This window comes from Streptomyces sp. NPDC048182 (assembly GCF_043202555.1).
Classification (GTDB): domain Bacteria; phylum Actinomycetota; class Actinomycetes; order Streptomycetales; family Streptomycetaceae; genus Streptomyces.
Window position 1 is genome coordinate 234,639 of the sequence record NZ_JBIDAQ010000012.1, and the last position, 22,333, is coordinate 256,971.

Consider the following 22,333-nt stretch of genomic DNA (forward strand, 5'->3'; position numbering starts at 1 on the left):
GTGCGAGGCTCAGCGCCCCTTCGGACCGGAGACGGCCGCCTGCCCGTGGATCAGTTCGCCCAGTCCGGGATCATGGGTCAGGATCGCCTTTTCGTAGCGGCGCAGATCAGGCGTCGGCTCCACTCCGAGATGATCGACGAGGGTGCGTCGGCATTTCCGGTAGACGTCGAGCGCGTCGCGCTGACGCCCACAGCGGTAGAGCGCCCACATGAGAAGCATGCAGAATTTCTCATTGGTGGGATTCTCCGCATACGCCTCGGCCAGCTCCGGCAGAATCCGGGCGGGCGAGCCCGCCCTCAATTCGAGTTCGAAGAGAAGGGTGAGTGCCGCGTTCTTGGCCTCCCCGTACCGGGCCGCTGCGGCCTGGCACATCGGCCCCACGGGCAGCCCGCCGAACGGCGGGCCGCGCCAGTAGGCCAGCGCGAGGCGCAGCTCCCGGATGTGCCGGGCCGAGTCGTCCGTCGAGACACCGTCCCCGACGGCGACGCGCACCCCGTCGACCGTGTCCATGAAGAGTTGGGCGTCGAACTCCTGCCTGCCGACGGAGAACAGGTACCCCGACGACGTCGTGACCACGCGGGAACCGGACAGGCCGGGTTCGATCAGGGCCAGGCTCCGCCGGATCCGGCTCACCTGGGCCTGGAGCGCGTTCTGCACCTTGGCCGGCGGCTCGTCACCCCAGAGTTCGAGGATGAGCGCGTCCACCGTGACGAGTCCGCCCCGGGAGGCCAGCAGTGTGGCGAGCAGCAGTTGCTGCATGGTGCCCGAGAGACGGAACACCTGATCGTGCGTGCGGACTTCCATGCGACCTAACACGGAGAACAACAACGGGGAACACCCCCCGCCGCCCGGATGTACTCACGCGCTTCCCGTACTGCTCGTTCGTGTCGAATACCCAACGATTGTTGAGCCATCTTTCCCCCGCTCGACATTTGATGTTCGATAGAAAATAAGCAACCATGAGTGCATAAATCGACATCTAACCGAACTTCAGATCGATATTATTTAGCCATCGATTCTTTCGTCAACGGGAAGGGGGAACTTGGCGGGTACTGGCGCCTCCCGCGGGACGATTGTGAGGGTGCGGCCCGACTGGGGCGTAAGCCCGTCAGGGCTCGGTCCCGTTGCTGCGGATACGGTCCGCACATACGTGCCACACTGCCAGCCCCGCGTCCGTCCGAGGAGCCCGCACCGACCATGGACCACCTCGCCTCCGCCTCGCCCGCCGCCCTGTGGGACGAGGTCTCCGGCACCCAGCCCTTCCCCGACCTGTGGGTGGTGATCGCCACCCTGGTCGCCGCGCTCGCCGTCGTCCTGCCGCCCCGGGTGTGGCGGATAGCCCGCAACGCGATCACGATCGCCCACGAGGGCGGGCACGGCCTGGTGGCGCTGCTCACCGGCCGCACGCTGACCGGGATCACGCTGCACTCGGACACCAGCGGCCTGACCGTCAGCCGCGGCAAGCCGCACGGGCCCGGCATGGTCCTCACCGCCCTGGCCGGCTACACCGCTCCCCCGCTGCTCGGCCTGGGCGGCGCCGCGCTGCTGGCCGCGGGGCGCATCACGCTGCTGCTGTGGCTGGCGACGGGGCTGCTGCTCGCGCTCCTGGTGATGATCCGCAACGCCTACGGGATGCTGACGGTGGTGCTGACCGGCGGGCTGTTCGTCCTGGTGTCCTGGCTGACCGGACCGCAGATCCAGGCGGCCTTCGCCTACGCGGTGGTGTGGTTCCTGCTGCTCGGCGGGGTGCGGCCGGCCTTCGAACTCCAGGCCAAGCGGGCCCGGGGCGGCGCGGGCGACTCGGACGCGGACGCGCTGGCCCGGCTGACCCACGCGCCGGCCGGGGTGTGGTTCTTCCTCTTCCACGCGGTCTCGCTGTGCTCGCTGGTGGGCGGCGGGCGGTGGCTGCTGGAGCGCTGAGGGCGCTCCCTGCGGATATATGCACGGCCGGTCCCGGGGTGGCCGCTCCGGGCGGGGTTTCACCGTCCTGGATCAAGATTCCGGGCAGTGACCAGCCACTAAAGTGGGGCCCATGACCGTGAACCCCGCGCACACCTCCCTCTGGCCCGCTCCGCACGCGAGCGGTGCCGTCGACGCGACCGTCCACGTGCCCGGGTCCAAATCGGTCACCAACCGCGCGCTGGTCCTGGCCGCGCTCGCCTCCGAGCCCGGCTGGCTGCGCCGCCCGCTGCGCTCGCGCGACACCCTGCTGATGGCCGACGCGCTGCGCTCCCTGGGCATCGAGATCGAGGAGGGCGTGGGCCCGGACGGCACCGGCGAGGCCTGGCGGGTGCTGCCCAACGGTCTCCAGGGCCCCTGCACGGTCGACGTCGGCAACGCCGGCACGGTGATGCGCTTCCTGCCCCCGGTCGCCGCGCTGGCCGACGGCCCGGTCCGCTTCGACGGCGACCCGCGCTCCTACGAGCGCCCCCTGGGCGGCGTGATCGACGCGCTGCGCGTGCTCGGCGCCCGGATCGACGACGACGGGCGCGGCGCGCTGCCGCTGACCGTGCACGGCGGCGGCGCCCTGGACGGCGGTCCGGTGGAGATCGACGCGTCCTCCTCCTCGCAGTTCGTCAGCGCGCTGCTGCTGTCCGGGCCGCGCTTCAACCAGGGCGTGGAGGTCCGGCACACCGGCGCCGCGCTGCCGTCGATGCCGCACATCCGGATGACCGTGGACATGCTGCGCACGGTCGGCGCCCAGGTCGACACCCCGGAGTCGGGTGGCGAGCCGAACGTCTGGCGGGTCACCCCGGGCGCCCTGCTCGGCCGGGACCTGACGATCGAGCCGGACCTGTCCAACGCCCAGCCCTTCCTCGCGGCGGCCCTGGTGACCGGGGGCACGGTGGTGGTCCCCGACTGGCCGGCCCGCACCACCCAGCCCGGCGACCGGCTGCGCGAGATCTTCACCGAGATGGGCGGCTCCTGCGAACTGACCGAGTCCGGACTGTCGTTCACCGGATCGGGTGCCGTGCACGGCATCGACGTGGACCTCGGCGAGGTCGGCGAGCTGACCCCGGGCATCGCGGCCGTCGCCGCCCTCGCGGACTCCCCCTCGACCCTGCGCGGGGTGGCGCACCTGCGGCTGCACGAGACGGACCGGCTGGCCGCGCTCACCAAGGAGATCAACGAGCTGGGCGGCGACGTCACGGAGACCGCCGACGGCCTGCACATCCGCCCGCGCCCGCTGCACGGCGGGATCTTCCACACCTACGACGACCACCGCATGGCCACCGCCGGCGCGATCCTCGGCCTGGCGGTGGAGGGCGTGCAGATCGAGAACGTGGCGACGACGGCCAAGACCCTGCCCGACTTCCCCGACCTGTGGACCGGGACGCTCGGGGCGTAGGGACGGTTCCGCCATGCGCCGCTACGGCAAGCACACCGACGAGGACGACATCCGCTCGCGCCCCAACCGCAAGGGCAACCGTCCGCGCACCCACATCCGCCCCAAGCACGAGGACGCCGCCGAGGGCATGGTCCTCACCGTCGACCGGGGCCGGCTGACCTGCCTGGTCGAGGACCGGGTCGTGATGGCGATGAAGGCGCGCGAACTGGGCCGCAAGGCCGCCGTGGTCGGGGACCGGGTGGCCCTGGTGGGCGATCTGTCGGGGAAGAAGGACACCCTCGCCCGGATCGTCCGCATCGCGGAGCGCACCTCGGTGCTGCGCCGCACCGCCGACGACGACGACCCCTACGAGCGGGTGGTCGTCGCCAACGCCGACCAGCTCGCCGTCGTCACCGCCCTCGCCGACCCCGAGCCCCGCCCCCGGCTGATCGACCGCTGCCTGGTCGCGGCGTTCGACGGCGGCCTCACCCCGCTCCTGGTGATGACCAAGTCGGACCTGGCCCCCCCGGACGAACTCCTGGAGCTCTACGGCGACCTGGACATCCCCTACGTCGTCACCAGCCGCGAGGAGCTGGAGAACGGGGACGCCGCCGAGCGGGTACGGCGCCATCTGGACGGCAAGGTCACGGCGTTCGTGGGCCATTCGGGCGTGGGGAAGACGACGCTCGTCAACGCCCTGGTGCCGCCCGACCGCCGGCGCGTCACCGGGCACGTCAACGCGGTCACCGGCCGGGGCCGGCACACCACGACCTCGGCGCTGGCCCTGCCGCTCTCCTCGGCGGCGGGCGGCTGGGTCGTGGACACCCCGGGCGTACGGTCGTTCGGGCTCGCGCACATCGACCCGTCCCGGGTCATCCACGCCTTCCCCGACCTGGAGCCCGGCACGGCCGACTGCCCGCGCGCGTGCAGCCACGACGAGCCGGACTGCGCCCTGGACGCCTGGGTCGCCGAGGGGCACGCGGACCCGGCGCGGCTGTACTCGCTGCGCCGGCTGCTCTCCACGCGGGAGCGCAAGGAAGGCGACTGACCTCCGCGTTGTGCGCCCGGTGGCGCGCGGGGCGTGTGCATAATCGCACCAAGCCGGGTCCAAGCCCGGGCAAAGCCGGGGACGCGGTCGGGACGGGGCGCTACGGGCGGCCAGTACGGGAGGACGACACATGGCGTGGCTGCTGGTCATAGTGGCCGGGGTGCTGGAGACCGGCTTCGCCGTGTGCCTGAAGCTGTCGCACGGCTTCACCCGGCTCTGGCCCACCGTCGCCTTCTGCACGTTCGCCCTGGGCAGCTTCGGCCTGCTGACCCTCTCGCTGCGCAAGCTCGACGTGGGCCCGGCGTACGCGGTGTGGACGGGCATCGGCGCGGCCGGGACCGCCATCTACGGCATGGTGTTCCTCGGCGACCTGGTGTCGACCCTGAAGATCGTGTCGATCAGCTTGGTCATCATCGGCGTGATCGGTCTGCAGCTGTCCGGCTCGGCGCACTGAGCGCTCTCTAGAGGCGGCGGTCCAGTGCCGCGCGGACCAGCTCCGTGACGCCGCCCTCGGCGGGCGGGGCCGCGACGCAGGACAGGGCGATACGGACGGCCAGTTCGCAACCGCGGGCCAGTTCGGCCGACTCCTCCGCCGCCGCGCCGGGCGCCGTCAGCAGGGCCGCGGCGCGGTCGCGGACCAGGGCCACGAGGTCGGCGGGCGAGGGCAGCGGCCCGTCCGCCCGGCGCTGCGCGGGCGCGGCGGAGACGGAGGGCACCGCCCGCAGCGCCGGGGCAGGCAGGCGCTCGCCCCAGCAGCCGGTGAGCAGGGCGCGCACCAGGGCGTTGTCGCGGGCCGCCGACACCGTCCACTCGGCGGTCGCGACGAGCCGGTCCGGTGCGTCTCCCGCGCCGGTGAGGGCGCGGTCCACGCCGGACAGGTAGCCGTCGGCCTCCCGGCGCACCAGCGCCCGGCCGAGCCCGTCCTTGCCGCCGAACTCGTTGTACAGCGTCTGCCGGGACACCCCGGCCGCCACCGCGACCTCCACCATGCGCACCGCCGGCCACGGCCGGCGCGCCAGCGCCGCGTACGCCGCGTCGAGCAGGGACTCCCGGGCTGCCGGCACAGCGCCTCCCCAGGGTGAGCGACCGGACGCCCAGATTTGATGGGTATGGGGGCACTGTCAAGGTTCCGCGCAGACACCCCCGGGTCCCGCACCTGCTGGCTCCGCCACGCACCCGGCGGCTACGGTGGCCGCATGCCCGACTACCTCGACGACCTGCGTCTGGCCCACGTCCTCGCGGACGCCGCCGACGCCGCGACGATGGACCGGTTCAAGGCCCTCGACCTCAAGGTCGAGACCAAGCCGGACATGACCCCGGTGAGCGAGGCGGACAAGGCCGCCGAGGAGCTGATCCGCAATCACCTCCAGCGCGCCCGGCCCCGGGACTCTGTGCTCGGCGAGGAGTACGGCGCGGAGGGCAGCGGCCCGCGCCGCTGGGTCGTCGACCCCATCGACGGCACCAAGAACTACGTGCGCGGTGTCCCGGTCTGGGCCACGCTGATCGCCCTCATGGAGGCCGGCGAGGGCGGCTTCCAGCCCGTCGTGGGCCTGGTCTCCGCGCCCGCCCTGGGCCGCCGCTGGTGGGCCGCGAAGGGCAACGGCGCCTTCTCCGGCCGCAGTCTGACCTCGGCCTCCCGGCTGCGGGTCTCCCAGGTGCCCTCGCTCTCCGACGCCTCCTTCGCCTACTCCTCGCTCGGCGGCTGGGAGGAGCGGGGCCGCCTGGACGGCTTCCTGGACCTGACCCGGGCGGTGTGGCGCACGCGCGCGTACGGCGACTTCTGGCCGTACATGATGGTCGCCGAGGGCTCGGTCGACCTGTGCGCCGAGCCGGAGCTGTCGCTGTGGGACATGGCGGCCAACGCGATCATCGTCACGGAGGCCGGCGGCACCTTCACCGGCCTCGACGGCCGCCCCGGCCCGCACAGCGGGGACGCGGCGGCGTCCAACGGCCTGCTGCACGGCGAGCTGCTCGGCCACCTCGGCCGCCACGACTGAGACTCCCGCACCACCGGGCGCCCCACGGACGCGCCGCACGCCCCCTTGTCGGCCCGTGCCCACCCTGCCACCCTGGGAGTGACCCCACTTGTGAATATGTGAATCCATGCACCAGCTCATGGATCACCGGCAGGAGGTGGCACCACCCATGCTCGTCCGCGACGCAATGAGCACGGTCGTCCTCACCGTCGGCCCCGACCACACCCTCCGTCAGGCGGCGACCCTGATGTCCGCCCGCCGCGTCGGCGCGGCCGTGGTGCTCGACCCGGACGCCGAGGGCATCGGCATACTCACCGAGCGCGACATCCTCACCTCCGTCGGTCTCGGCCAGGACCCCGACGCCGAGCGAGTGCAGCGGCACACCACCACCGACGTGGTCTTCGCCGCGCCGGCCTGGACGCTGGAGGAGGCGGCCGCCGCGATGGCGCACGGCGGTTTCCGCCACCTCGTCGTCCTGGACCGGGGCGAGCCGGCCGGCATCGTCTCCGTGCGGGACGTCATGCGGTGCTGGGCCCCGGCACGCTCGGAGCAGGCGACGGCGACCGCCTGACGCTGGATGCAGTCCAAAACAGGTCGGCTTCCAAGTCCACACTCGTTCGGAACCTGGTCCGCCCCCCTGCTAGGCTGGTACGCATGAGTGACCTTCTGGAACGCCTGCGTGGTCGCGGCTGGCGCATGACCGCGCAGCGTCGTGTCGTGGCCGAGGTCCTGGACGGCGAGCACGTCCACCTGACCGCCGACGAGGTGCACGCCCGAGCCGTCACCAAGCTCCCGGAGATCTCCCGGGCGACCGTCTACAACACCCTGGGCGAGCTGGTCTCGCTCGGCGAGGTGCTCGAGGTGGCGACGGACCACCGCGCCAAGCGGTACGACCCGAACGCGCACCGCCCGCACCACCACCTGGTCTGCGCCCGCTGCGGCGCGATCCGCGACGTGCACCCGACGGGCAACCCGCTGGCCGACCTCCCCGACGCGGAGCGCTTCGGCTTCACCGTCTCGGACGTGGAGATGACGTACCGCGGCGTCTGCCCGAACTGCGCGGCGGCCTGAAAACACGCTCAGGGCCCGGGATCCTTGCGGATCCCGGGCCCTGAGTCATCAGTAGCGGGGACAGGATTTGAACCTGCGACCTCTGGGTTATGAGCCCAGCGAGCTACCGAGCTGCTCCACCCCGCGGCGATGAACAGAACAGTACGTCAAGGCCACGAGCAGAGGCAAATCACTTACGTCGCCCCGCACCCCGCCCCTCACGCCGACAGCTCCTGCCCCAGCGCGTCCCGCAGCCGGGCCGCCCGCTCGGACACCTCCCGCGGCCCCTGCGCCACCGCCTGCTCCGCCCAGCGCTGCCCCTCGGCCAGCTCCCCGCGTCGCGCGCAGACCAGCGCGAGCCGCAGCGCGGCCCGGCCGTGCCCGGCCTCGGCCGCCCGCCGCCACCAGACGACGGCCTCGGGCTCACTGCCCTCGCGGGCCAGCAGCAGCCCCAGGTTGAAGGCGCCGTTGCGGGACCCGGCCTCGGCCGCCTCCCGGTACCAGCGCGCCGCCTCCGCGACCTCGCCGCGGGCCGCGGCCAGCATGCCGACCCGCACCTGGGCGCGGCGGTGGCCCAGGGAGGCCGCCCGCTCGTACCACTCCTCGCACTCGGTCTTCTCCCGGACGGCGCTCTCGCCCAGCTCGTGCGCGGGCGGCGGCGGGCGGCGGGCGTCGAGCAAAGCGGCCAGGCGGTAGGCGGCCTCGGGGCTGCCGCCGCCCGCGGCGCACCGCAGGAACCGCTCGGCCTCCCGCTCGTCGCCCTCGCGCAGCCGGGCCATTCCGACCTGGAGCGCGGCGTCGGTGTGCCCGGCCGCGGCGGCCCGCTCGTACCAGCCGAGCGCCGCCCCGTCCTCGCCCCGCCCGGCGTGCAGGATGCCCAGGTTGAAGGCGGCGTCCACGCTGCCCGCCTCCGCCGCCTTGGAGAACCACGGCTCGGCGCCCGCCGCATCGCCGCCCTGGAGCAGCAGGATCGCCAGCGCGTTCGCGGCCTCCCGGTGCCCGGCGTACGCGGCGCGCCGGTACCACTGCTCGGCCTGGGCGGTGCGCTGCTGCTCGGCGCAGAGCAGGCCGAGGTTGTAGGCGCCGTTGTCGTCGCCGGCGTCCATCGCGGCCCGGTACCAGCGCTCGGCGGTCTGCGTCTCGCCGCGCTCGGCGTGCAGGGCGCCCAGCGCGTTGGCGGCGTTGCCGTCCCCGTCCTGCGCGGCCCGCAGCCACCAGACGGCGGCGCTCTCGGTGTCCCCGGCGTCGCGCAGCAGGAAGCCGAGGGCGCAGGCGGCCCGGGCCTCGCCGTCCTTGGCGGACGTCAGATACCAGCGGCCGGCCTCCTTCAGCTCGCCGCGGTGCTCCAGGATCGCGCCGAGGTGCAGCGCGGCCCGGCGGTGGCCGCGGGCGGCGGCCTGCCGGTACCACTGCTCCGCCTCCCGCGTCGCGGCCGGCTGCGGTCCGGTGGCCGCCTCGGGGGCGCCGGGCTCCTGGCCGGAGCGCCGGCCCACGGTGTGCGGGTCCGAGGTGCGCGAGTCCGGGGTGCGCCGGCTCTCGGTGTGCGGGTCCGAGGTGCCCGGATCCGAGGTGGGAAGGTCCGCCGCATGCGGGTCCGGCGCGTGCTGGTCCAGGGCGCGCGCTAGGCGGTACGCGGCCTCCCGGTGGCCCCGCTCCGCCGCCGCGCGCATCCAGCGCTCGGCACCCGCCTCGTCGGCGCGGTGCTCCAGGAGGTCGGCGAGGGCGTAGGCGCCGAGCACATGCCCCTGCTCGGCGGACTGGCGCAGCCAGTACTCGGCGGCGGGTTCGTCGCCGCGCTCGCGGAAGTGCCGCCCGAGGGCGTGCGCGGCCGGCGCGGAGCCGGCGACGGCGGCGATCCGCCACCAGCCGGCCGCCTCCTCGGCGTAGCCGCGCTGGTGGAGCAGGACGCCCAGGTTGTTGGCGGCGGCCCGGTCACCGGCGGCGGTGGCGGCGCGCAGCGGCGCCTCGGCGCCGTCGAGGTCCCCCCGGCGCAGCAGCAGCGCGCCGAGCATGCTCATGGCCTCGAGGTCGCCGGCATCGGCGGCCAGCCGCAGGCGCGCCTCCTCGGCGGCCTCGTCACCGGCCTCTTCCCGATCGGACGGCGGCGCAAAACGCCCCGTCCCGAACAGATTTGCCATGTCCCCCATAACGTCCATCGTCGCACCACCCGCACCTTGGCACATCCGGTATAGCGCAGCCAGTGAGGTCACTTCAGCGTTTTGTCGACATGCCCACAGGGAGACAAGTGAAACACAATCCGGCCCAACTCCCCCTGCCGGCGCGGCCGTCGAGGCGACCGGCACATGCGTTCGCACAGCACGAAGGCCCGGATCCCATTCAGGATCCGGGCCTTCGACTTCAGTAGCGGGGACAGGATTTGAACCTGCGACCTCTGGGTTATGAGCCCAGCGAGCTACCGAGCTGCTCCACCCCGCGCCGTTGTGTTCACTACCGTATCACGGCGCGGGAGGGGCTCTGACCAGCGCTAACGATCCCCGTTCTGCCCACCGGCCGGCTGGTCGGCCGCGCGTTGCGCGTCCTCGGCCTTCTTGAGGGCGGCCTCCAGGTCCTTCTGGGCCTCGGCATACCCGGCGAGGTCCTTGCGCTCCAGGGCCTTCTGCCCCTCGTCGAAGGCCTTCTGGGCGTCGTCCAGGGCCTGCGCGACCGTGGGGTTGGTGGAGCTGGGCGGCGGCTTCGTCGTGTCGTCGCCCTCGTCCGGTGGTGGCTCGGTCGACGGGGCCTTGGTCCCGAAGACCTTGCTCAGGGCCTCGTCCAGCGTGTTCTCGAAGGCCGTCCTGCCGTCGTAGCTGACCAGGACCTTGCGCAGCAGCGGGTACTTGAGGCCGCCACCCCGGACATAGACCGGCTCCACGTAGAGCAGCCCGCCGTCCAGCGGCACGGTCAGGAGGTTGCCGTACTCGACCCGTGAGTTGCCGCGACTGAGCAGGCTGATGGTCTCGGCGATGTCCTGTTGGGAGTTGAACTGGCTCTGGACCTGTTTGGGTCCGCCGACGGTGGTGCTGGTCGGCAGTTTCAGGACTCTGATCTTGCCGTATCCCGCGCTGCTCGCATCGGCGTCGATCGCCATGAAGGCGGCCAGGTTGTCCCGCCCGTTGGGGGTGAAGGTCGTCGTCAGCGAGAACGACTGCTCCTTCTGGTCGGGCATCTTCATGCTCAGGTAGTACGGCGGGACCGCGTCACCCGACTCGTTGGTCGGGTCGTTCGGCACCTGCCACACCTCGCTGCCGCTGAGGAAGGTGTTGGCGTCCTCCACGTGGTAGCGGGTGAGCAGTTCGCGCTGGACCTTGAAGAGGTCCTGCGGATAGCGCAGGTGCGCCATCAGCGTGGCGGAGATCTCGCTCTTGTCCTTGACGGTGCCCGGGAACGCCTTCATCCAGGTCTTCAGGACCGGGTCCTTGGTGTCCCACTGGTAGAGCTTGACGTCACCGGTGTACGCGTCGACGGTCGCCTTGACCGAGTTGCGGATGTAGTTGACCTGGTTCTGCTGGGCCACCACCGCGCGCGAGTTGTTCGTCGCCGTCAGCGAGTCGGCGGTGGTGTCGCCGAGCGTCGTGCGGGAGGCGTACGGGTAGCCGTTGGTGGTGGTGTAGGCGTCGACGATCCACTGGATGCGGCCGTCCACCACCGCCGGGTAGGCGTCGCCGTCGATGGTGAGCCAGGGGGCCACCGCCTCGACGCGCTGCTTGGGCGTGCGGTTGTAGAGGATCTTCGATCCCTCGCCAATGGCCCCGGAGTAGAGGATCTGCGGCTCGCCGAACGACAGCGCGTACGCGGCCCGGTTGAGGGGGTTGGAGAGGTCGACGCCGCTGTCGCCCCGGTAGCTGGTCGTCTTCTCGCCGTCGTCGTCGGAGTAGTCGATCTCCTTCTGGGGACCGCCGACGATGGAGTACGTGGTGGTCTTCTCGCCGTAGTAGACCTGCTGCTGGTAGCGCGGCAGATCACCCTTGGAGGGCAGGTTGGACTCGGTGAAGACCGGGCCGCCCCCGGAGTCGACCTCCGTGCCCTTGGCGGCGACCACTCCGTAGCCATGGGTGTAGCGGAAGTGGTTGTTGATCCAGTTCTTCTTCGGGATCCCGGCGAGGTTCAGCTCGCGCAGACCGATGACGGTGTCCTGGTCCTTGCCGTCCTTGGTGTAGCGGTCGACGTCCAGGTTGGTGGGGAACGCGTAGTAGTTCCGCATCTGCTGGAGCTGCTGGAAGGTCGGCGAGACGATGTTCGGGTCCATGATCCGGATGGACGCCGCGTCGTCGACCTTCCCCCGGAGCTTCGCCTTGTCGTCGGGGTTGCCCTGGCCGGAGTACTCGGCGACCTGGGTGCCCTCGATGCCGTACGCCTCGCGGGTCGCCTTCAGGTTCTTCTCGACGTACGGCGCCTCCTTGGCCTGCTCGTTCGGCTGGACCTCGAACTTCTGCACCAGCGCCGGATACAGGCCGCCGATGAGGATCGCGGAGAGCACCATCAGGCCGAAGCCGATCACCGGCAGCTGCCAGGTGCGGCGCCACAGGGTCGCGAAGAACAGCAGCGCGCAGATGACGGCGATGCAGAACAGGATGGTCTTGGCCGGCAGGTACGCGGTGGCGTCGACGTACCTGAGGCCCGTCCAGTTGTCGGTGGCCTTGAAGTCGCTGGACTTCACGGCGAGGCCGTACCGGTCGAGCCAGTAGGCGACCGCCTTGAGGGCGACGAAGACGCCGAGGAGCACCGACAGGTGGCCGGTGGCGGCGGCCGTGGCGCGGGCGCCGGGGCTGGTGACGCGCAGCCCGCCGTACAGGTAGTGGGTGAGCGCGGCGGCGATGACCGAGACGATCACGGCCGCGAAGCCGAAGCCCAGCAGGAACCGGTACCACGGCAGGTCGAAGGCGAAGAAGGAGACGTCCAGCTTGAACTGGGGGTCCTTCTGGCCGAAGGAGACGCCGTTGACCCACATCAGCCAGGTGCGCCACTGGCTGGAGGCGGACGCGCCGGCGATCAGGCCGACCAGGGCGGTGATGGCGAGCAGCAGCCACTTCTTGTAGGGGGCGATGCCCATCCGGTACCGGTCGAGGTTCTGCTGCTCCATCGACATGGCGCTCAGCGGCGGCCGCAGCCGGTGGGCCAGCCAGATGTTGAACCCGACGGCGAGGGCCATGAGCAGCCCGAAGACGAAGAAGAGGCCGATCTTGGTCGACAGCGTGGTGGTGAACACCGACGAGTAGTGGACCGAGCGATACCACAGCCAGTCCGTCCAGAAGCCCGCGAACATGGTGAACGCCATGCCGAGCACGGCGAGGACACCGAGCGTCATCAGCAGGGTACGGACACGCCGGGAGGGGCGCCCCACTCTGATCCGTGGACCGGTCGGGCCTCCGCCGCGGTCCGGCATCTGGAAAGCCAAGGTGCGCACCTCGAAGTTCGCTGTTGATCCGTCAGGCCCTCGGGTTCGCGGGCCCCCCGTGCGGCCCCTCCATCGCGGGCCCACACATATGCAACTTACTCATCGCTTACTCGGTTCCCGATCCGGGCCGGGAACGAGGCAGGATTGTGACCATGTCCAACACCCCCATGGCAGCGAGCCCCCTCACCCGGGCCGTGCTCGAGATCGACGAGTACGTCTCCGGCCTCGGCTGGGACCAGCCCGCCCGCCTCTTCGCCCTCGTCGACACCGCACGGCTGCGGGCCGATCAGCCCTCGCTCGCGGACCGGCTCGGTCTCCAGGACGAGCCGGACAGCTCCGGTCTGACCCCCATCGAGCAGGACGAGGTGCCCACCGAGCGTCCGCTCGACGAGTTCCTCGGCACCATCGCCTGGCCCGACGCGGTGGTCGGCTGCGCGCTCGCCGTGGAGCGCCTGATGCTGCCGCCCTCCGCCGAGGCCCAGGTCCCCGAGGGCCTGGACGAGGCGAAGCTGGCGCGCTGGGTGGCGGACCACCCGGAGCGCCAGGAGGTGCGCATGACGGTCGCGGTGCTGCGCGACGGCGCCCGCGAGTCCGCCCTGCGGCTGCGCGCGAAGGACACCTCGACCGAGGTGCTCACCGGCTCCGACCTGGTGCCGGGGCTCGCCGAGGCGCTGACGGCGACCTTCCAGGAGTAGTCCGCGCGGTCGGCCGGCTCGCTATCCCGCCGTGCACTTCGGCAGGTCGGCGGTCTTGCCCGAGCGGATGTCCGCGAGCGCGCCGAGGGCGTCGTCGATGGTGTCCACCTTGACCAGGGTGAGCCCGTCGGGGGTGTCCTCGGCCGCCGCCGCGCAGTTGTCCGCGGGCGTCAGGAAGTAGCGGGCGCCCTTGTCGCGCGCGCCGATCGTCTTCATGCCGATGCCGCCGATCGGGCCGACCTTGCCGTCGTCCTCGATGGTGCCGGTCCCGGCGACGAAGTTGCCGCCGGTGAGGTCGCCCGGGGTGAGCTTGTCGTAGATTCCGAGTGCGAACATCAGGCCGGCGCTCGGGCCGCCCACGTCGGCCAGCTTGATGTCGATGGTGAACGGGAAGGTGTGGTCGGTGCCGGCCTTGATCCCGACGATGGCGCGCTTCTCGCCGCCGTCGTCCGCGGTCCTGGTGGTGAGCGTCACCTTCTCGGTGTCCGTCGGCGTCCGGTGCTCCTTCTCCGCGGCGGCCTGCTCCTTTGCGGGCACGACGGTGAAGACCACCTTCTGGCCCGGCTTGCGCTTGGTCACCAGGTCGGCGACGTCGGTCGGCTTCCGGACGGGCTCACCGTCGACGGCCTTGATCACGTCGCCCGCGTGCAGCCTGCCCTCGGCCGGGGAGTCCTTGACGACGGTGGAGACGATCACCCAGGACTTCACCGGGATCTTCAGCGCCTCCAGGGCGGCGACCTTGGCGCTCTCCTGGGACTGGCTGAACTCCTCGGCGTTCTCCTGGGTGGCCTGCTCCTCGGTCTTGCCGTCCGGGTAGAGGGTGTCGTGCGGCACGATGCGGTTGTCGTGCGCGAGCCAGCCGTAGACGGCCTCCACCAGGTTCATCCGGTACTCGGCGCTGGTGACCCGGACGGTGGTCATGTTCAGATGCCCGCTCGCCTCGTACGTGCGGCGCCCGGAGATCTGCAGCACCGGCTCGCCGTCGTGGTCCCCGAGGGTGTTCACCGTCGGCCCCGGTGACATCTCCGCGTAGGGCACGGGCAGGAACACGCCCGCGCACAGGAGCGCGATCAGCATCAGGGTGGAGGCGAGCATCGTCGCGGTGCGGCGTGGCATGGCACGACAGTACGGGACGTGGCTGTCGGGGGACCGTCAGGGCGGCGTCGGCCACGGCCGCCCCGGGCGTCGGGGGTCAGGCGTCGGTGCGGGGCTTCTCCATGGCCTCGCGGAACCGGGCGTACCCGTCCAGCTCGGGGCCGTCGCTGCGCACCTTGCGGGTCCGGTTGGCCCAGGTGCCCCACAGGCCCGCGGCCACCGCCGCCACCAGCGGAATCAGCAACCAGGCGAGCGCGCCCATGCCGGCCTCCCAGCCCCTTGGGCGTCCACGGACGAGCGTCCGTGAACGAGTGATCAGCAGATTAACCATCCGCAGTGACAACGCTCACGCCGGGGGCCCGGTTACGCAACCGCGAAACGCCGCTCCCGCGCGGGTTCAGCAGGCGCCGACCCACTCCTCGGTGCCGTCGGAGAAGGTCTGGTGCTTCCAGATGGGCACCTCGTGCTTGAGGTCGTCGATCAGCCTCCGGCAGGCGTCGAACGCCTCGGCCCGGTGCGGGCAGGACACGGCGACGACCACCGCCAGGTCACCGACCTCCAGATCACCCACCCGGTGGACGGCGGCCAGCGCCCGGACGGGGTAGTCCGCGACGACCTTCTCGGCGACGCGCCGCAGCTCCGCCTCGGCGCCGGGGTGGCTGGAGTAGCCCAGCCGGTCGACGTCGCTGCCGCCGTCGTGGTTGCGCACGCTGCCCACGAACAGCGCGGTCCCGCCGGCCGCGTCGTCGCCGACGGCGCGGAAGACCTCGTCCACGGAGAGCGGCGTCTCCCGGACGCCGATCAGCTTCACGGGGTCCGGGGCGGCGGACTCACCCGGGTGGTCGTTCACGGATGCCATGCGTCCATCGTGCCGCACGGCACCGACGGGCCGGTATTGCGTCATCGACCGGTACGCGCGCGTGCGCGTTTGGAGCCTCGTACGAGTCGGGTCCACGGCCGGGTCCGTGCCGTCGGCTCGGCTCAGATCCGGCGGCGCGCCTTGCGGGCCCGGCGCACCACCGCCGCCGCGCCCAGCAGCGCCACGGTCGCGCCCGCCGCGCCCGCCGCCGTCGCGTCCTTGCGGCCGAGGCGCCGGCCCGCGACCGTGCGCCGCCCGGCGACCTCGTCGAGCAGCTCCGCGAGCACCTCCTCGTTGGTGTACTTCGGCCGCCACCCGGCGTCGTGCAGCCGGCTGCCGCTCACCACCCAGGGGTACATCGTGTAGGCGAGGTCCCCGGCCGGAGACGGGGTCAGCCCGATCCGGTGCAGCCGGGCGGCGGCGCCGAGCGCCACGGCCGAGGGCAGCTCCATGCGGCGGATCCCGCTCAGCTCCTCGACCTCCTCCTGCTCCAGCCAGCCGTCGCACCCGACGGCCAGCTCCCCCTCCGCCTTCTCCAGGACGGCGTACTCCAGGGCGCTGCACAGGTCCTCGACGTGGCAGAACTGCCAGGCCGGCCGGGACCCGGCCACCACAAGGAGCCGGGGCGACTCGAAGTACCTGGTCAGGGCGGTGTCCATGGAGCCGACGAGGACGGCGGGGCGGACCACGGTGACGTTGAGGCCCGGATGCGCCCGCGGGGCGCGGCGCGCCAGCCGCTCGACCTCCAGGAGGTCGCCGACGGCCGTCGCCTCGGCGGTGGCGCGCAGCTCGGCGTCCTCGGACAGCGGCAGCTCGTTGTCCTCGAGGGCGCCGTAGACCATGGCCGAGGTGCACAGCACGACGCGGTGCACGCCGGCCGCCGCGGCGGCCGTCAGGACGGTCTGCGTCCCCCGGACGTTGTAAGCGGTCCGCGCGGCCGCGTCGGTCTCCAGGTCGAGGTCGAGCGCCAGGTGCACGACCACGTCCGCGCCGCGCAGCTTCTCGGCGATGGCCGGGTCGCGCACGTCCAGGATCCGCCAGTCGGCCCCCGCGCACTCCCCGCGCCGCTCGTCGATGGCCACCACCTGCCTGACCTCGGCGGACGCCGCGAGTCGCGCCGTGAGCAGGGCCCCCACCCCGGAGGCGGCGCCGGTGACCGCGACGACGGGTCCGCGCGCGCCGGAGCCGGAAGAACTGGTTGACTGGTTTCGCGGTGCGCGAACCTGCGGATCTGGGGAACTCACCGGGCGTCTCCAGCGGTTGTCTTCAGTACGGCGCGGGTGACGCGTACGTACCAGGTGGCATCCATCCTGCCGCAGGCCGGCAGTCGGCGAAGCACCGAGGCCCGAACCGCCCCGGGTGTCTACGCTGGGTGGTGAAACCGGGCAGCCGTGCCGCCGGAGAGAACCGGCGGCCCTACCAGCCGAGGAACCCCGTGAGTGACACCCCATTCGGATTCGGCCTTCCGCCGGAGGAGCCGGACGACGGCGACGAGGGCAAGAAGAAGGACCCGCAGAGCGGCGGGGGTCAGGAACCGGGCAACCCGTTCGGACCGGGCAACCCGTTCGGTTTCGGCGGGCCCGGAGCCGGCGGCCCCGGCGCGGACAACCCGTTCGCCGCGATGTTCGGCTCCATGAACCCCACCGACCTGGGCGCCGCCTTCCAGCAGCTCGGCCAGATGCTCTCGTACGAGGGCGGCCCGGTGAACTGGGACATGGCCAAGCAGATCGCCCGCCAGACGGTCGCCCAGGGCGCACCGGACGGCACCAAGGACGCGAGCGTGGGCCCCACCGAGCGCAATGCCGTCCAGGAGGCGGTCCGCCTGGCCGATCTGTGGCTGGACGACGCGACCGCCCTGCCCTCGGGGGCGGGCTCCGCGGTGGCCTGGAGCCGCGCGGAGTGGGTCGAGGCGACCCTGCCCGCCTGGCGCGAGCTGGTCGACCCGGTCGCCGAGCGCGTCGGCACCGCCATGGGCGACGTGCTGCCGGAGGAGATGCAGGCCATGGCCGGCCCGCTGATCGGCATGATGCGCTCCATGGGCGGTGCCATGTTCGGCACCCAGATCGGGCAGGCCGTCGGCGTGCTGGCCGGCGAGGTCGTCGGCTCGACCGACGTCGGACTGCCGCTCGGCCCGGCCGGCAAGGCCGCGCTGCTGCCGGCCAACATCGCCGCCTTCGGCAAGGACCTGGGCGTGCCCCTGGAGGAGGTGCGGCTGTATCTCGCCCTGCGCGAGGCCGCCCACCAGCGCCTCTTCGCGCACGTGCCCTGGCTGCGCTCCCACCTGTTCGGCGCGGTCGACGGCTATGCCCGCGGCATCAAGGTGGACACCGCCAAGCTGGAGGACGTGGTCGGCCAGTTCGACCCGCAGAATCCGGAGCAGCTGCAGGAGGCCCTCCAGCAGGGCATGTTCCAGCCCGAGGACACCCCGGAGCAGAAGGCCGCCCTGGCCCGCCTGGAGACGGCGCTCGCGCTGGTCGAGGGCTGGGTGGACGCGGTGGTGCACACCGCCGCCAAGCCGCGGCTCGGCTCCGCCGACGCGCTGCGCGAGACGCTGCGCCGCCGGCGCGCCTCCGGCGGCCCCGCCGAGCAGACCTTCGCCACGCTGATCGGCCTGGAGCTGCGGCCCCGCCGGCTGCGCGACGCCTCCCGGCTGTGGGCGTCCCTGACCGACGCGCGCGGGGTCGAGGGCCGGGACGGCCTCTGGGAGCACCCGGACATGCTGCCGACCGCGACCGACCTGGACGACCCGGACGGCTTCGTGCACCGCGAGCAGCTGGACTTCTCCGAGCTGGACAAGATGCTCGGCGAGGCGGCCGGCAAGCGGGACCTGAAGAAGAAGCCGGAGGACGATGCCGCCCAGGGCGACACGGGTGAGGGCGACGACGGCAAGGGCGAGGCCAAGGGCGACGGCGCCGAGTGAGTCTGCACGACGACGCGGTCCTGGTCCTGAAGGGCCACCCGGGCCAGGACGAGCTGCGCCAGGTCTACCTGGACCACCTGGCGGCGCACCCGGACGGCATGTGGAAGTCCTGCGCGGACGGGCACATCACGGCGAGCGCGCTGGTGATCGACCCGTCCGGGGGCCGCGTCCTGCTCACCCTGCACCGGAAGCTGCGCATGTGGCTCCAGATGGGCGGCCACTGCGAGCCGGGCGACGACACGCTGGCCCGGGCGGCGCTGCGCGAGGCCACCGAGGAGTCCGGCGTCGAGGGCCTCGCCCTGCTCCCGGGCGGCCCGGTGCGCCTCGACCGGCACCACACGCCGTGCGCCTGGCACCTGGACGTCCAGTACGCGGCGCTGGCCCCGGCCGGCGCGGTGGAGGCGATCAGCGACGAGTCCCTCGACCTGCGCTGGTTCCCGTACGGGGAGGTGGCGCAGGTCGCCGACGCGTCGGTGGTGCGGCTGGTGGAGGCGACGCTGGCCCGCGTCCAGAGCGGCGCACGGGCGCTGTAGCTCCACATGGGTAAGGGGCGCACACCTGGGTGTGCGCCCCTTACGCATGGGCGGTCAGCTCCAGACGTTGCCCTGGTTCTGGGCCCGGACACCCTGCTGGCCCATGCCGTACTGGGCGGCCAGGCCCGAGCCGATCTGGGCGTTCTGCGGCGGCAGCAGCTCACTCGGCTGGACCAGCGCGAAGCCGCTGCCCATGAAGCTCAGCTCCCAGCCCTCCCCGGTGTTGCCGCGGCGCCGCCACACCCCGGAGGAGTGCGTCTGGGCCTGCATCTGCACGCGCAGACCGGTGGACCAGGCGACGATGGCGTCCGCGTCGCAGTTGACGTACTTGTCCGGCGTCACCTGCATCAGCAGCGGCGAGCCCGAGGTCATCAGGGCGACCTTGCCGCGGCCGGTGATGTTGAGCTGGTACTTCCCCGAGCCGGAGATGCCGTAGAGGCTGTCGACGGCGACGACCTCGTGGTGCAGGGCGGAGTCCATCGCGAGCACATAGCTGCTGTCGACGGTGAGGCCGTCCTGCTCGACCTCCATCACGTGCACGCTCTGGGCGAGGTTGGCGAAGAAGACGGTGCCCTGCCCGTGGCAGCGCATCAGGTCCAGGCCCTCGCCGGTGTACGCACGCGCGCGTGAGCGCTGGTTGCTCTGGTACTCGGCGTCGAACTCGACCATCCCCTGGTAGGCGACCATCGTGCCCTTGCGGGCGAGCACGTCGTCGTGGCCCTGGAGGGCGACGCGGAGCATGTGCTTGTTCTGCAGGCTCCAGCGTTCCTGGGTCTGCTGGTCGTTGTGGGCGAAAAGCGCGCTCTGCATGGTGTTCTGGCTTCCCCTCAGCCCCGGATCCGGAGGCGGTCGGTGCTGTCCTCGCTGGGCTGGACGACGACGATGCCCTGACCGGAGAAGCCCATCTGGAAGGCCTCGCCGCTGCCGCGGCCGATCAGGGACTGCGCCTTGAAGCTGCGCTTGCCCTTCACCTTGAGGTTCGGGGACCAGGCGACGAGCGCGTCCGGGTCGACGTAGGTCTCGTCCTCGCCGCCGCCGCAGTCGACCACGATCGGCTCGCCCCGGGAGGTGAGCGCGACCCAGCCCTGCCCGGAGATCTTGGTGTTCCACAGGCCCTGTCCGGCGAACTTCGCCAGCCCCTTGACCCGCTCCACGCCCCACGTCAGGTGGGCGTCGAAGGCGAGCAGGTTGGTGGCGTTGACGGAGATGCCGTCGCCGCCCAGGTTGATGACGACGACGTTCGCGCCGTAGTCGGCGAGGTAGAGCAGGCCGTCCCCGGAGCACTTCATCAGCGGGGCGCCCTCGCCGGTGGCCCAGTCGCGGGCGATCTGGCGCACGGCCGGCGGGTTGGGCTCGTACTGGACGAAGCCCTCGTAGGCGACCATGGAGCCCACGCGCGCGAGGAGGTCGTTCCCGGTCTGCATGGCGACCTTCAGCATGTGGTTGCCGTGGTTCTCCATGCGGGCGCCGGGCGGGGCGGGGGCGAAGCCCGCGAGCGGCTGGTTCATGTCGGGCACTCCCCTAGATCTCGTACGGCTGGACGACGACGAAGCTGCCGGGCGCCGCCCGGAACTGAAGGTTCACGCTCTCCCCGGTGTCGCCGGCGTAGGCGTTGCGGCGCATCCGCACCTGGCTGGAGACGACGACCTGGGCGGCGGCCGACCAGGCGACGACGGCGTTGCAGTCGGCGAACGTGGTGGGCGTGACCGGCAGCACCACGGGGATGCCCTGGGTCTTGACGACGATCGTGCCCGTGCCCTGGAACTGCATGGTGAACAGCGCCCCGCCGGGGATGCCGTGGCCCTCGATGCGGCGCACCTCGTACTGGAGGCTCTCGTCGAAGGCGAGGACGTTCTCCGCGGAGACGCACAGGGCCTCGCCCTGGAGCTCGATGGGGTGCAGCAGCGCGGAGTTCTCGGCCAGGAAGACCTGTCCGCGGCCGGTGCAGCGCATCAGCTGCATCTCCTGCCCGGTGGCGTTCCCCGCGATGCGGCCGGCGAACCCGGCGCCCTTGTAGCTGAAGTCGACCTTGCCCTGGTAGAGCACCATGCTGCCCTGGCGGGCGAGCACCGGCTGGCCGCCCGCGCCGAGGTCCACGCGCACGAGCTTGTTGTTCTGCGAGGTCCAGCGCTGCCCGGTGGGCGCCTCCTTGAACTGCTGGAGCGCGGCGGCCACGCCGGGGCCTTGCGGCGCCTGCTGACCGGGCGTCTGCTGGGGGACGCCCGGCGGCGCGCCGTAGGGGGCCTGCTGGCCGTACCCGGGCGGGGGCGGCGGCGTGTTCGGGGCGCCCGGAGGTTGGCCGTACCCGGGCGGCGGCGGGGGCGTCTGGCCGGGGACCTGGCCGTACGGCGGCTGCGGCGGGGCGGGATGGCCGTAGGGCGCGGGCGCCGGGGACGGGGGCGGCACCGGGGAGCCGCCGGGCGGGGTGTGCAGGGGCGCGATGATGGTCGGCGCGGCGTGCACGTTGGGTACGGGCGCCGGGGGCGGCGTGTTGCCGGGCGGCGGGGTGTACGGCTGCGGGGCGGGCGGCGCGGGAGCGGCCGGCGTCGGCGCGGGGGCCTGGGGAGCGCTCGGCGCGCCGAAGGCCGGGGGCGCGGCGGCCTGCGCGGGCGGGGCGAAGCCGGGGGCGGCGCCAGGCTGCGGCTGCTGGGGCTGATGGGGCGCCGAGGGCTGCTCCTCCTCGGCGACCTCGCCGCCGAAGTTCTTCAGCAGGGCGTCCAGGCCGCCGTCGAAGCCCTGCCCGACCGCGGCGAACCGCCACACGTCCTTGAGGTAGAAGTCGCCCAGCATCACGGCGCGCTCCGTGGAGAACTCGGCGCCGGTGAAGGGGTAGCGCGCCACCTCCTCGCCGCCCGCCACGATGCGGAGGTATCCGGGGCCCACCTGCGACATCTGCCCCGCGCCGTCGATCGTCGCGGTGAAGGACAGCTTGGTGATGTGCGACGGGATCCGGTCGAGGGTGACGCGGAAGGACTCCGTGTCCCCCGCCTGCGCGCCCAGGAGCTGAATGGACTCTTCCGGGGTCTTCGGCTGGTTGAAGAAGACGAAGTACCGGTCGTCGGAGAGTCTCTCGTCGGCGTCGAGGCCGAAGCAGCTGATGTCGAAGCCCAGTCCGGGGCCGGAGATCTGCACACCGACGTACAGATCCGTGCCCGCGGTCAGGTCACTGATCCTGGCCTTGTGGCCGCGTTGGAATTCCCTGGCCATGCGTGGTGACCGTCCCCCTCCGAAGGCGAGTGCGTCGCGTCAGGCTAACGGCAAAGCCCGACACCGGCGGATGTCGGTACGAAGCCGGTACAGAACGCCGACGGACTGTTTCCCGCGCGCCTCGGCCGCGGGCTAGGTGTATTGACCCGCAGCGTTGTTCACACGGCTGATCGGTGGCTTGCCTCCGAGTGCGGTGTGGCCGCGGTGGTGGTTGTAGGTGTGCAGGA

Annotated in this window: 21 protein-coding genes and 2 tRNA genes; 10 read left to right on the forward strand and 13 right to left on the reverse strand. The window is 72.3% G+C overall.

Annotated features, from left to right (window positions below):
* Window positions 1-9 precede the first annotated feature (9 nt).
* Window positions 10-804 (reverse strand): BTAD domain-containing putative transcriptional regulator, encoded by a 795-nt coding sequence (locus tag ACGFZL_RS23565; RefSeq protein ID WP_393694425.1) that lies wholly within the window; start codon window positions 802-804, stop codon window positions 10-12.
* A gap of 393 nt (window positions 805-1,197) precedes the next feature.
* On the opposite strand from ACGFZL_RS23565, the gene ACGFZL_RS23570 reads away from it, so the two are divergent.
* The 4 genes from ACGFZL_RS23570 (at window position 1,198) to ACGFZL_RS23585 (ending at window position 4,830) form a co-directional block, all read left to right on the forward strand.
* The gene (locus tag ACGFZL_RS23570) at window positions 1,198-1,920 is read left to right on the forward strand and encodes a M50 family metallopeptidase (RefSeq protein ID WP_355169534.1); all 723 of its coding nucleotides are present in this window, start codon (window positions 1,198-1,200) and stop codon (window positions 1,918-1,920) included.
* 112 nt (window positions 1,921-2,032) lie between these two features.
* Window positions 2,033-3,349 carry a 3-phosphoshikimate 1-carboxyvinyltransferase gene (gene aroA, locus ACGFZL_RS23575; protein ID WP_393694428.1) on the forward strand — a complete coding sequence of 439 codons (1,317 nt, stop codon included), beginning with the start codon at window positions 2,033-2,035 and terminating at the stop codon, window positions 3,347-3,349.
* 13 nt (window positions 3,350-3,362) lie between these two features.
* A complete protein-coding gene (gene rsgA, locus ACGFZL_RS23580; RefSeq protein WP_355169530.1) occupies window positions 3,363-4,376 on the forward strand; it encodes a ribosome small subunit-dependent GTPase A in 1,014 nt (337 codons plus the stop codon).
* Between the two features lie 130 nt (window positions 4,377-4,506).
* Complete coding sequence (locus ACGFZL_RS23585) at window positions 4,507-4,830, forward strand: multidrug efflux SMR transporter (protein ID WP_355169528.1); 324 nt, start codon at window positions 4,507-4,509, stop codon at window positions 4,828-4,830.
* Window positions 4,831-4,837: 7 nt separating this feature from the next.
* Here the strand turns inward: ACGFZL_RS23585 and ACGFZL_RS23590 are convergent, their stop codons facing one another.
* On the reverse strand, window positions 4,838-5,440 hold the full coding sequence (locus ACGFZL_RS23590) for a TetR/AcrR family transcriptional regulator (protein WP_393694431.1): 603 nt from the start codon (window positions 5,438-5,440) through the stop codon (window positions 4,838-4,840).
* A 132-nt stretch (window positions 5,441-5,572) separates the two neighbouring features.
* Between ACGFZL_RS23590 and hisN the strand changes: the two genes are divergently transcribed.
* From hisN to ACGFZL_RS23605, 3 genes are all read left to right on the forward strand, one after another.
* The gene (hisN, locus tag ACGFZL_RS23595; protein ID WP_393694433.1) at window positions 5,573-6,373 is read left to right on the forward strand and encodes a histidinol-phosphatase; all 801 of its coding nucleotides are present in this window, start codon (window positions 5,573-5,575) and stop codon (window positions 6,371-6,373) included.
* Between the two features lie 148 nt (window positions 6,374-6,521).
* Entirely contained in the window at window positions 6,522-6,923 is a 402-nt protein-coding gene (locus ACGFZL_RS23600; RefSeq protein ID WP_393694435.1) for a cyclic nucleotide-binding/CBS domain-containing protein, read from the forward strand.
* 83 nt (window positions 6,924-7,006) lie between these two features.
* A complete protein-coding gene (locus ACGFZL_RS23605) occupies window positions 7,007-7,423 on the forward strand; it encodes a Fur family transcriptional regulator (protein WP_355169520.1) in 417 nt (138 codons plus the stop codon).
* A 52-nt stretch (window positions 7,424-7,475) separates the two neighbouring features.
* Here the strand turns inward: ACGFZL_RS23605 and ACGFZL_RS23610 are convergent.
* From ACGFZL_RS23610 to ACGFZL_RS23625, 4 genes are all read right to left on the reverse strand, one after another.
* Window positions 7,476-7,549: transfer RNA gene (locus ACGFZL_RS23610), tRNA-Met, on the reverse strand.
* Between the two features lie 71 nt (window positions 7,550-7,620).
* A complete protein-coding gene (locus ACGFZL_RS23615; RefSeq protein WP_393694437.1) occupies window positions 7,621-9,540 on the reverse strand; it encodes a sel1 repeat family protein in 1,920 nt (639 codons plus the stop codon).
* Window positions 9,541-9,764: 224 nt separating this feature from the next.
* Window positions 9,765-9,838 (reverse strand) — tRNA-Met (locus tag ACGFZL_RS23620).
* Between the two features lie 49 nt (window positions 9,839-9,887).
* Window positions 9,888-12,785: a UPF0182 family protein gene (locus ACGFZL_RS23625; RefSeq protein WP_393694462.1), complete on the reverse strand. Its 2,898-nt coding sequence runs from the start codon at window positions 12,783-12,785 to the stop codon at window positions 9,888-9,890.
* A 164-nt stretch (window positions 12,786-12,949) separates the two neighbouring features.
* On the opposite strand from ACGFZL_RS23625, the gene ACGFZL_RS23630 reads away from it, so the two are divergent.
* A complete protein-coding gene (locus tag ACGFZL_RS23630; RefSeq protein ID WP_355169516.1) occupies window positions 12,950-13,492 on the forward strand; it encodes a PPA1309 family protein in 543 nt (180 codons plus the stop codon).
* Between the two features lie 21 nt (window positions 13,493-13,513).
* Here ACGFZL_RS23630 and ACGFZL_RS23635 read toward each other — a convergent pair whose 3' ends face one another.
* The 4 genes from ACGFZL_RS23635 to ACGFZL_RS23650 form a co-directional block, all read right to left on the reverse strand.
* Complete coding sequence (locus ACGFZL_RS23635) at window positions 13,514-14,608, reverse strand: PDZ domain-containing protein (RefSeq protein ID WP_355169514.1); 1,095 nt, start codon at window positions 14,606-14,608, stop codon at window positions 13,514-13,516.
* Between the two features lie 76 nt (window positions 14,609-14,684).
* Window positions 14,685-14,849: a hypothetical protein gene (locus tag ACGFZL_RS23640; RefSeq protein WP_355169512.1), complete on the reverse strand. Its 165-nt coding sequence runs from the start codon at window positions 14,847-14,849 to the stop codon at window positions 14,685-14,687.
* A 135-nt stretch (window positions 14,850-14,984) separates the two neighbouring features.
* Complete coding sequence (locus ACGFZL_RS23645; protein ID WP_393694440.1) at window positions 14,985-15,446, reverse strand: molybdenum cofactor biosynthesis protein MoaE; 462 nt, start codon at window positions 15,444-15,446, stop codon at window positions 14,985-14,987.
* Window positions 15,447-15,568: 122 nt separating this feature from the next.
* The gene (locus ACGFZL_RS23650) at window positions 15,569-16,690 is read right to left on the reverse strand and encodes an SDR family oxidoreductase (protein ID WP_355169508.1); all 1,122 of its coding nucleotides are present in this window, start codon (window positions 16,688-16,690) and stop codon (window positions 15,569-15,571) included.
* 191 nt (window positions 16,691-16,881) lie between these two features.
* Here ACGFZL_RS23650 and ACGFZL_RS23655 point away from each other — a divergent pair, with 191 nt between their 5' ends.
* Entirely contained in the window at window positions 16,882-18,366 is a 1,485-nt protein-coding gene (locus ACGFZL_RS23655; protein ID WP_393694443.1) for a zinc-dependent metalloprotease, read from the forward strand.
* Entirely contained in the window at window positions 18,363-18,899 is a 537-nt protein-coding gene (locus ACGFZL_RS23660) for an NUDIX hydrolase (protein WP_355169504.1), read from the forward strand. Before ACGFZL_RS23655 ends, ACGFZL_RS23660 begins: the two co-directional genes overlap by 4 nt.
* Window positions 18,900-18,953: 54 nt before the next feature.
* Here ACGFZL_RS23660 and ACGFZL_RS23665 read toward each other — a convergent pair whose 3' ends face one another.
* From ACGFZL_RS23665 to ACGFZL_RS23675, 3 genes are read right to left on the reverse strand one after another with little or no spacing between them, the layout of a single operon-like run.
* The gene (locus ACGFZL_RS23665) at window positions 18,954-19,709 is read right to left on the reverse strand and encodes an AIM24 family protein (RefSeq protein ID WP_355169502.1); all 756 of its coding nucleotides are present in this window, start codon (window positions 19,707-19,709) and stop codon (window positions 18,954-18,956) included.
* Window positions 19,710-19,726: 17 nt separating this feature from the next.
* Window positions 19,727-20,407: an AIM24 family protein gene (locus ACGFZL_RS23670; RefSeq protein ID WP_355169500.1), complete on the reverse strand. Its 681-nt coding sequence runs from the start codon at window positions 20,405-20,407 to the stop codon at window positions 19,727-19,729.
* Between the two features lie 13 nt (window positions 20,408-20,420).
* Window positions 20,421-22,106: a TerD family protein gene (locus ACGFZL_RS23675; RefSeq protein ID WP_393694446.1), complete on the reverse strand. Its 1,686-nt coding sequence runs from the start codon at window positions 22,104-22,106 to the stop codon at window positions 20,421-20,423.
* Between the last annotated feature and the right edge of the window lie 227 nt (window positions 22,107-22,333).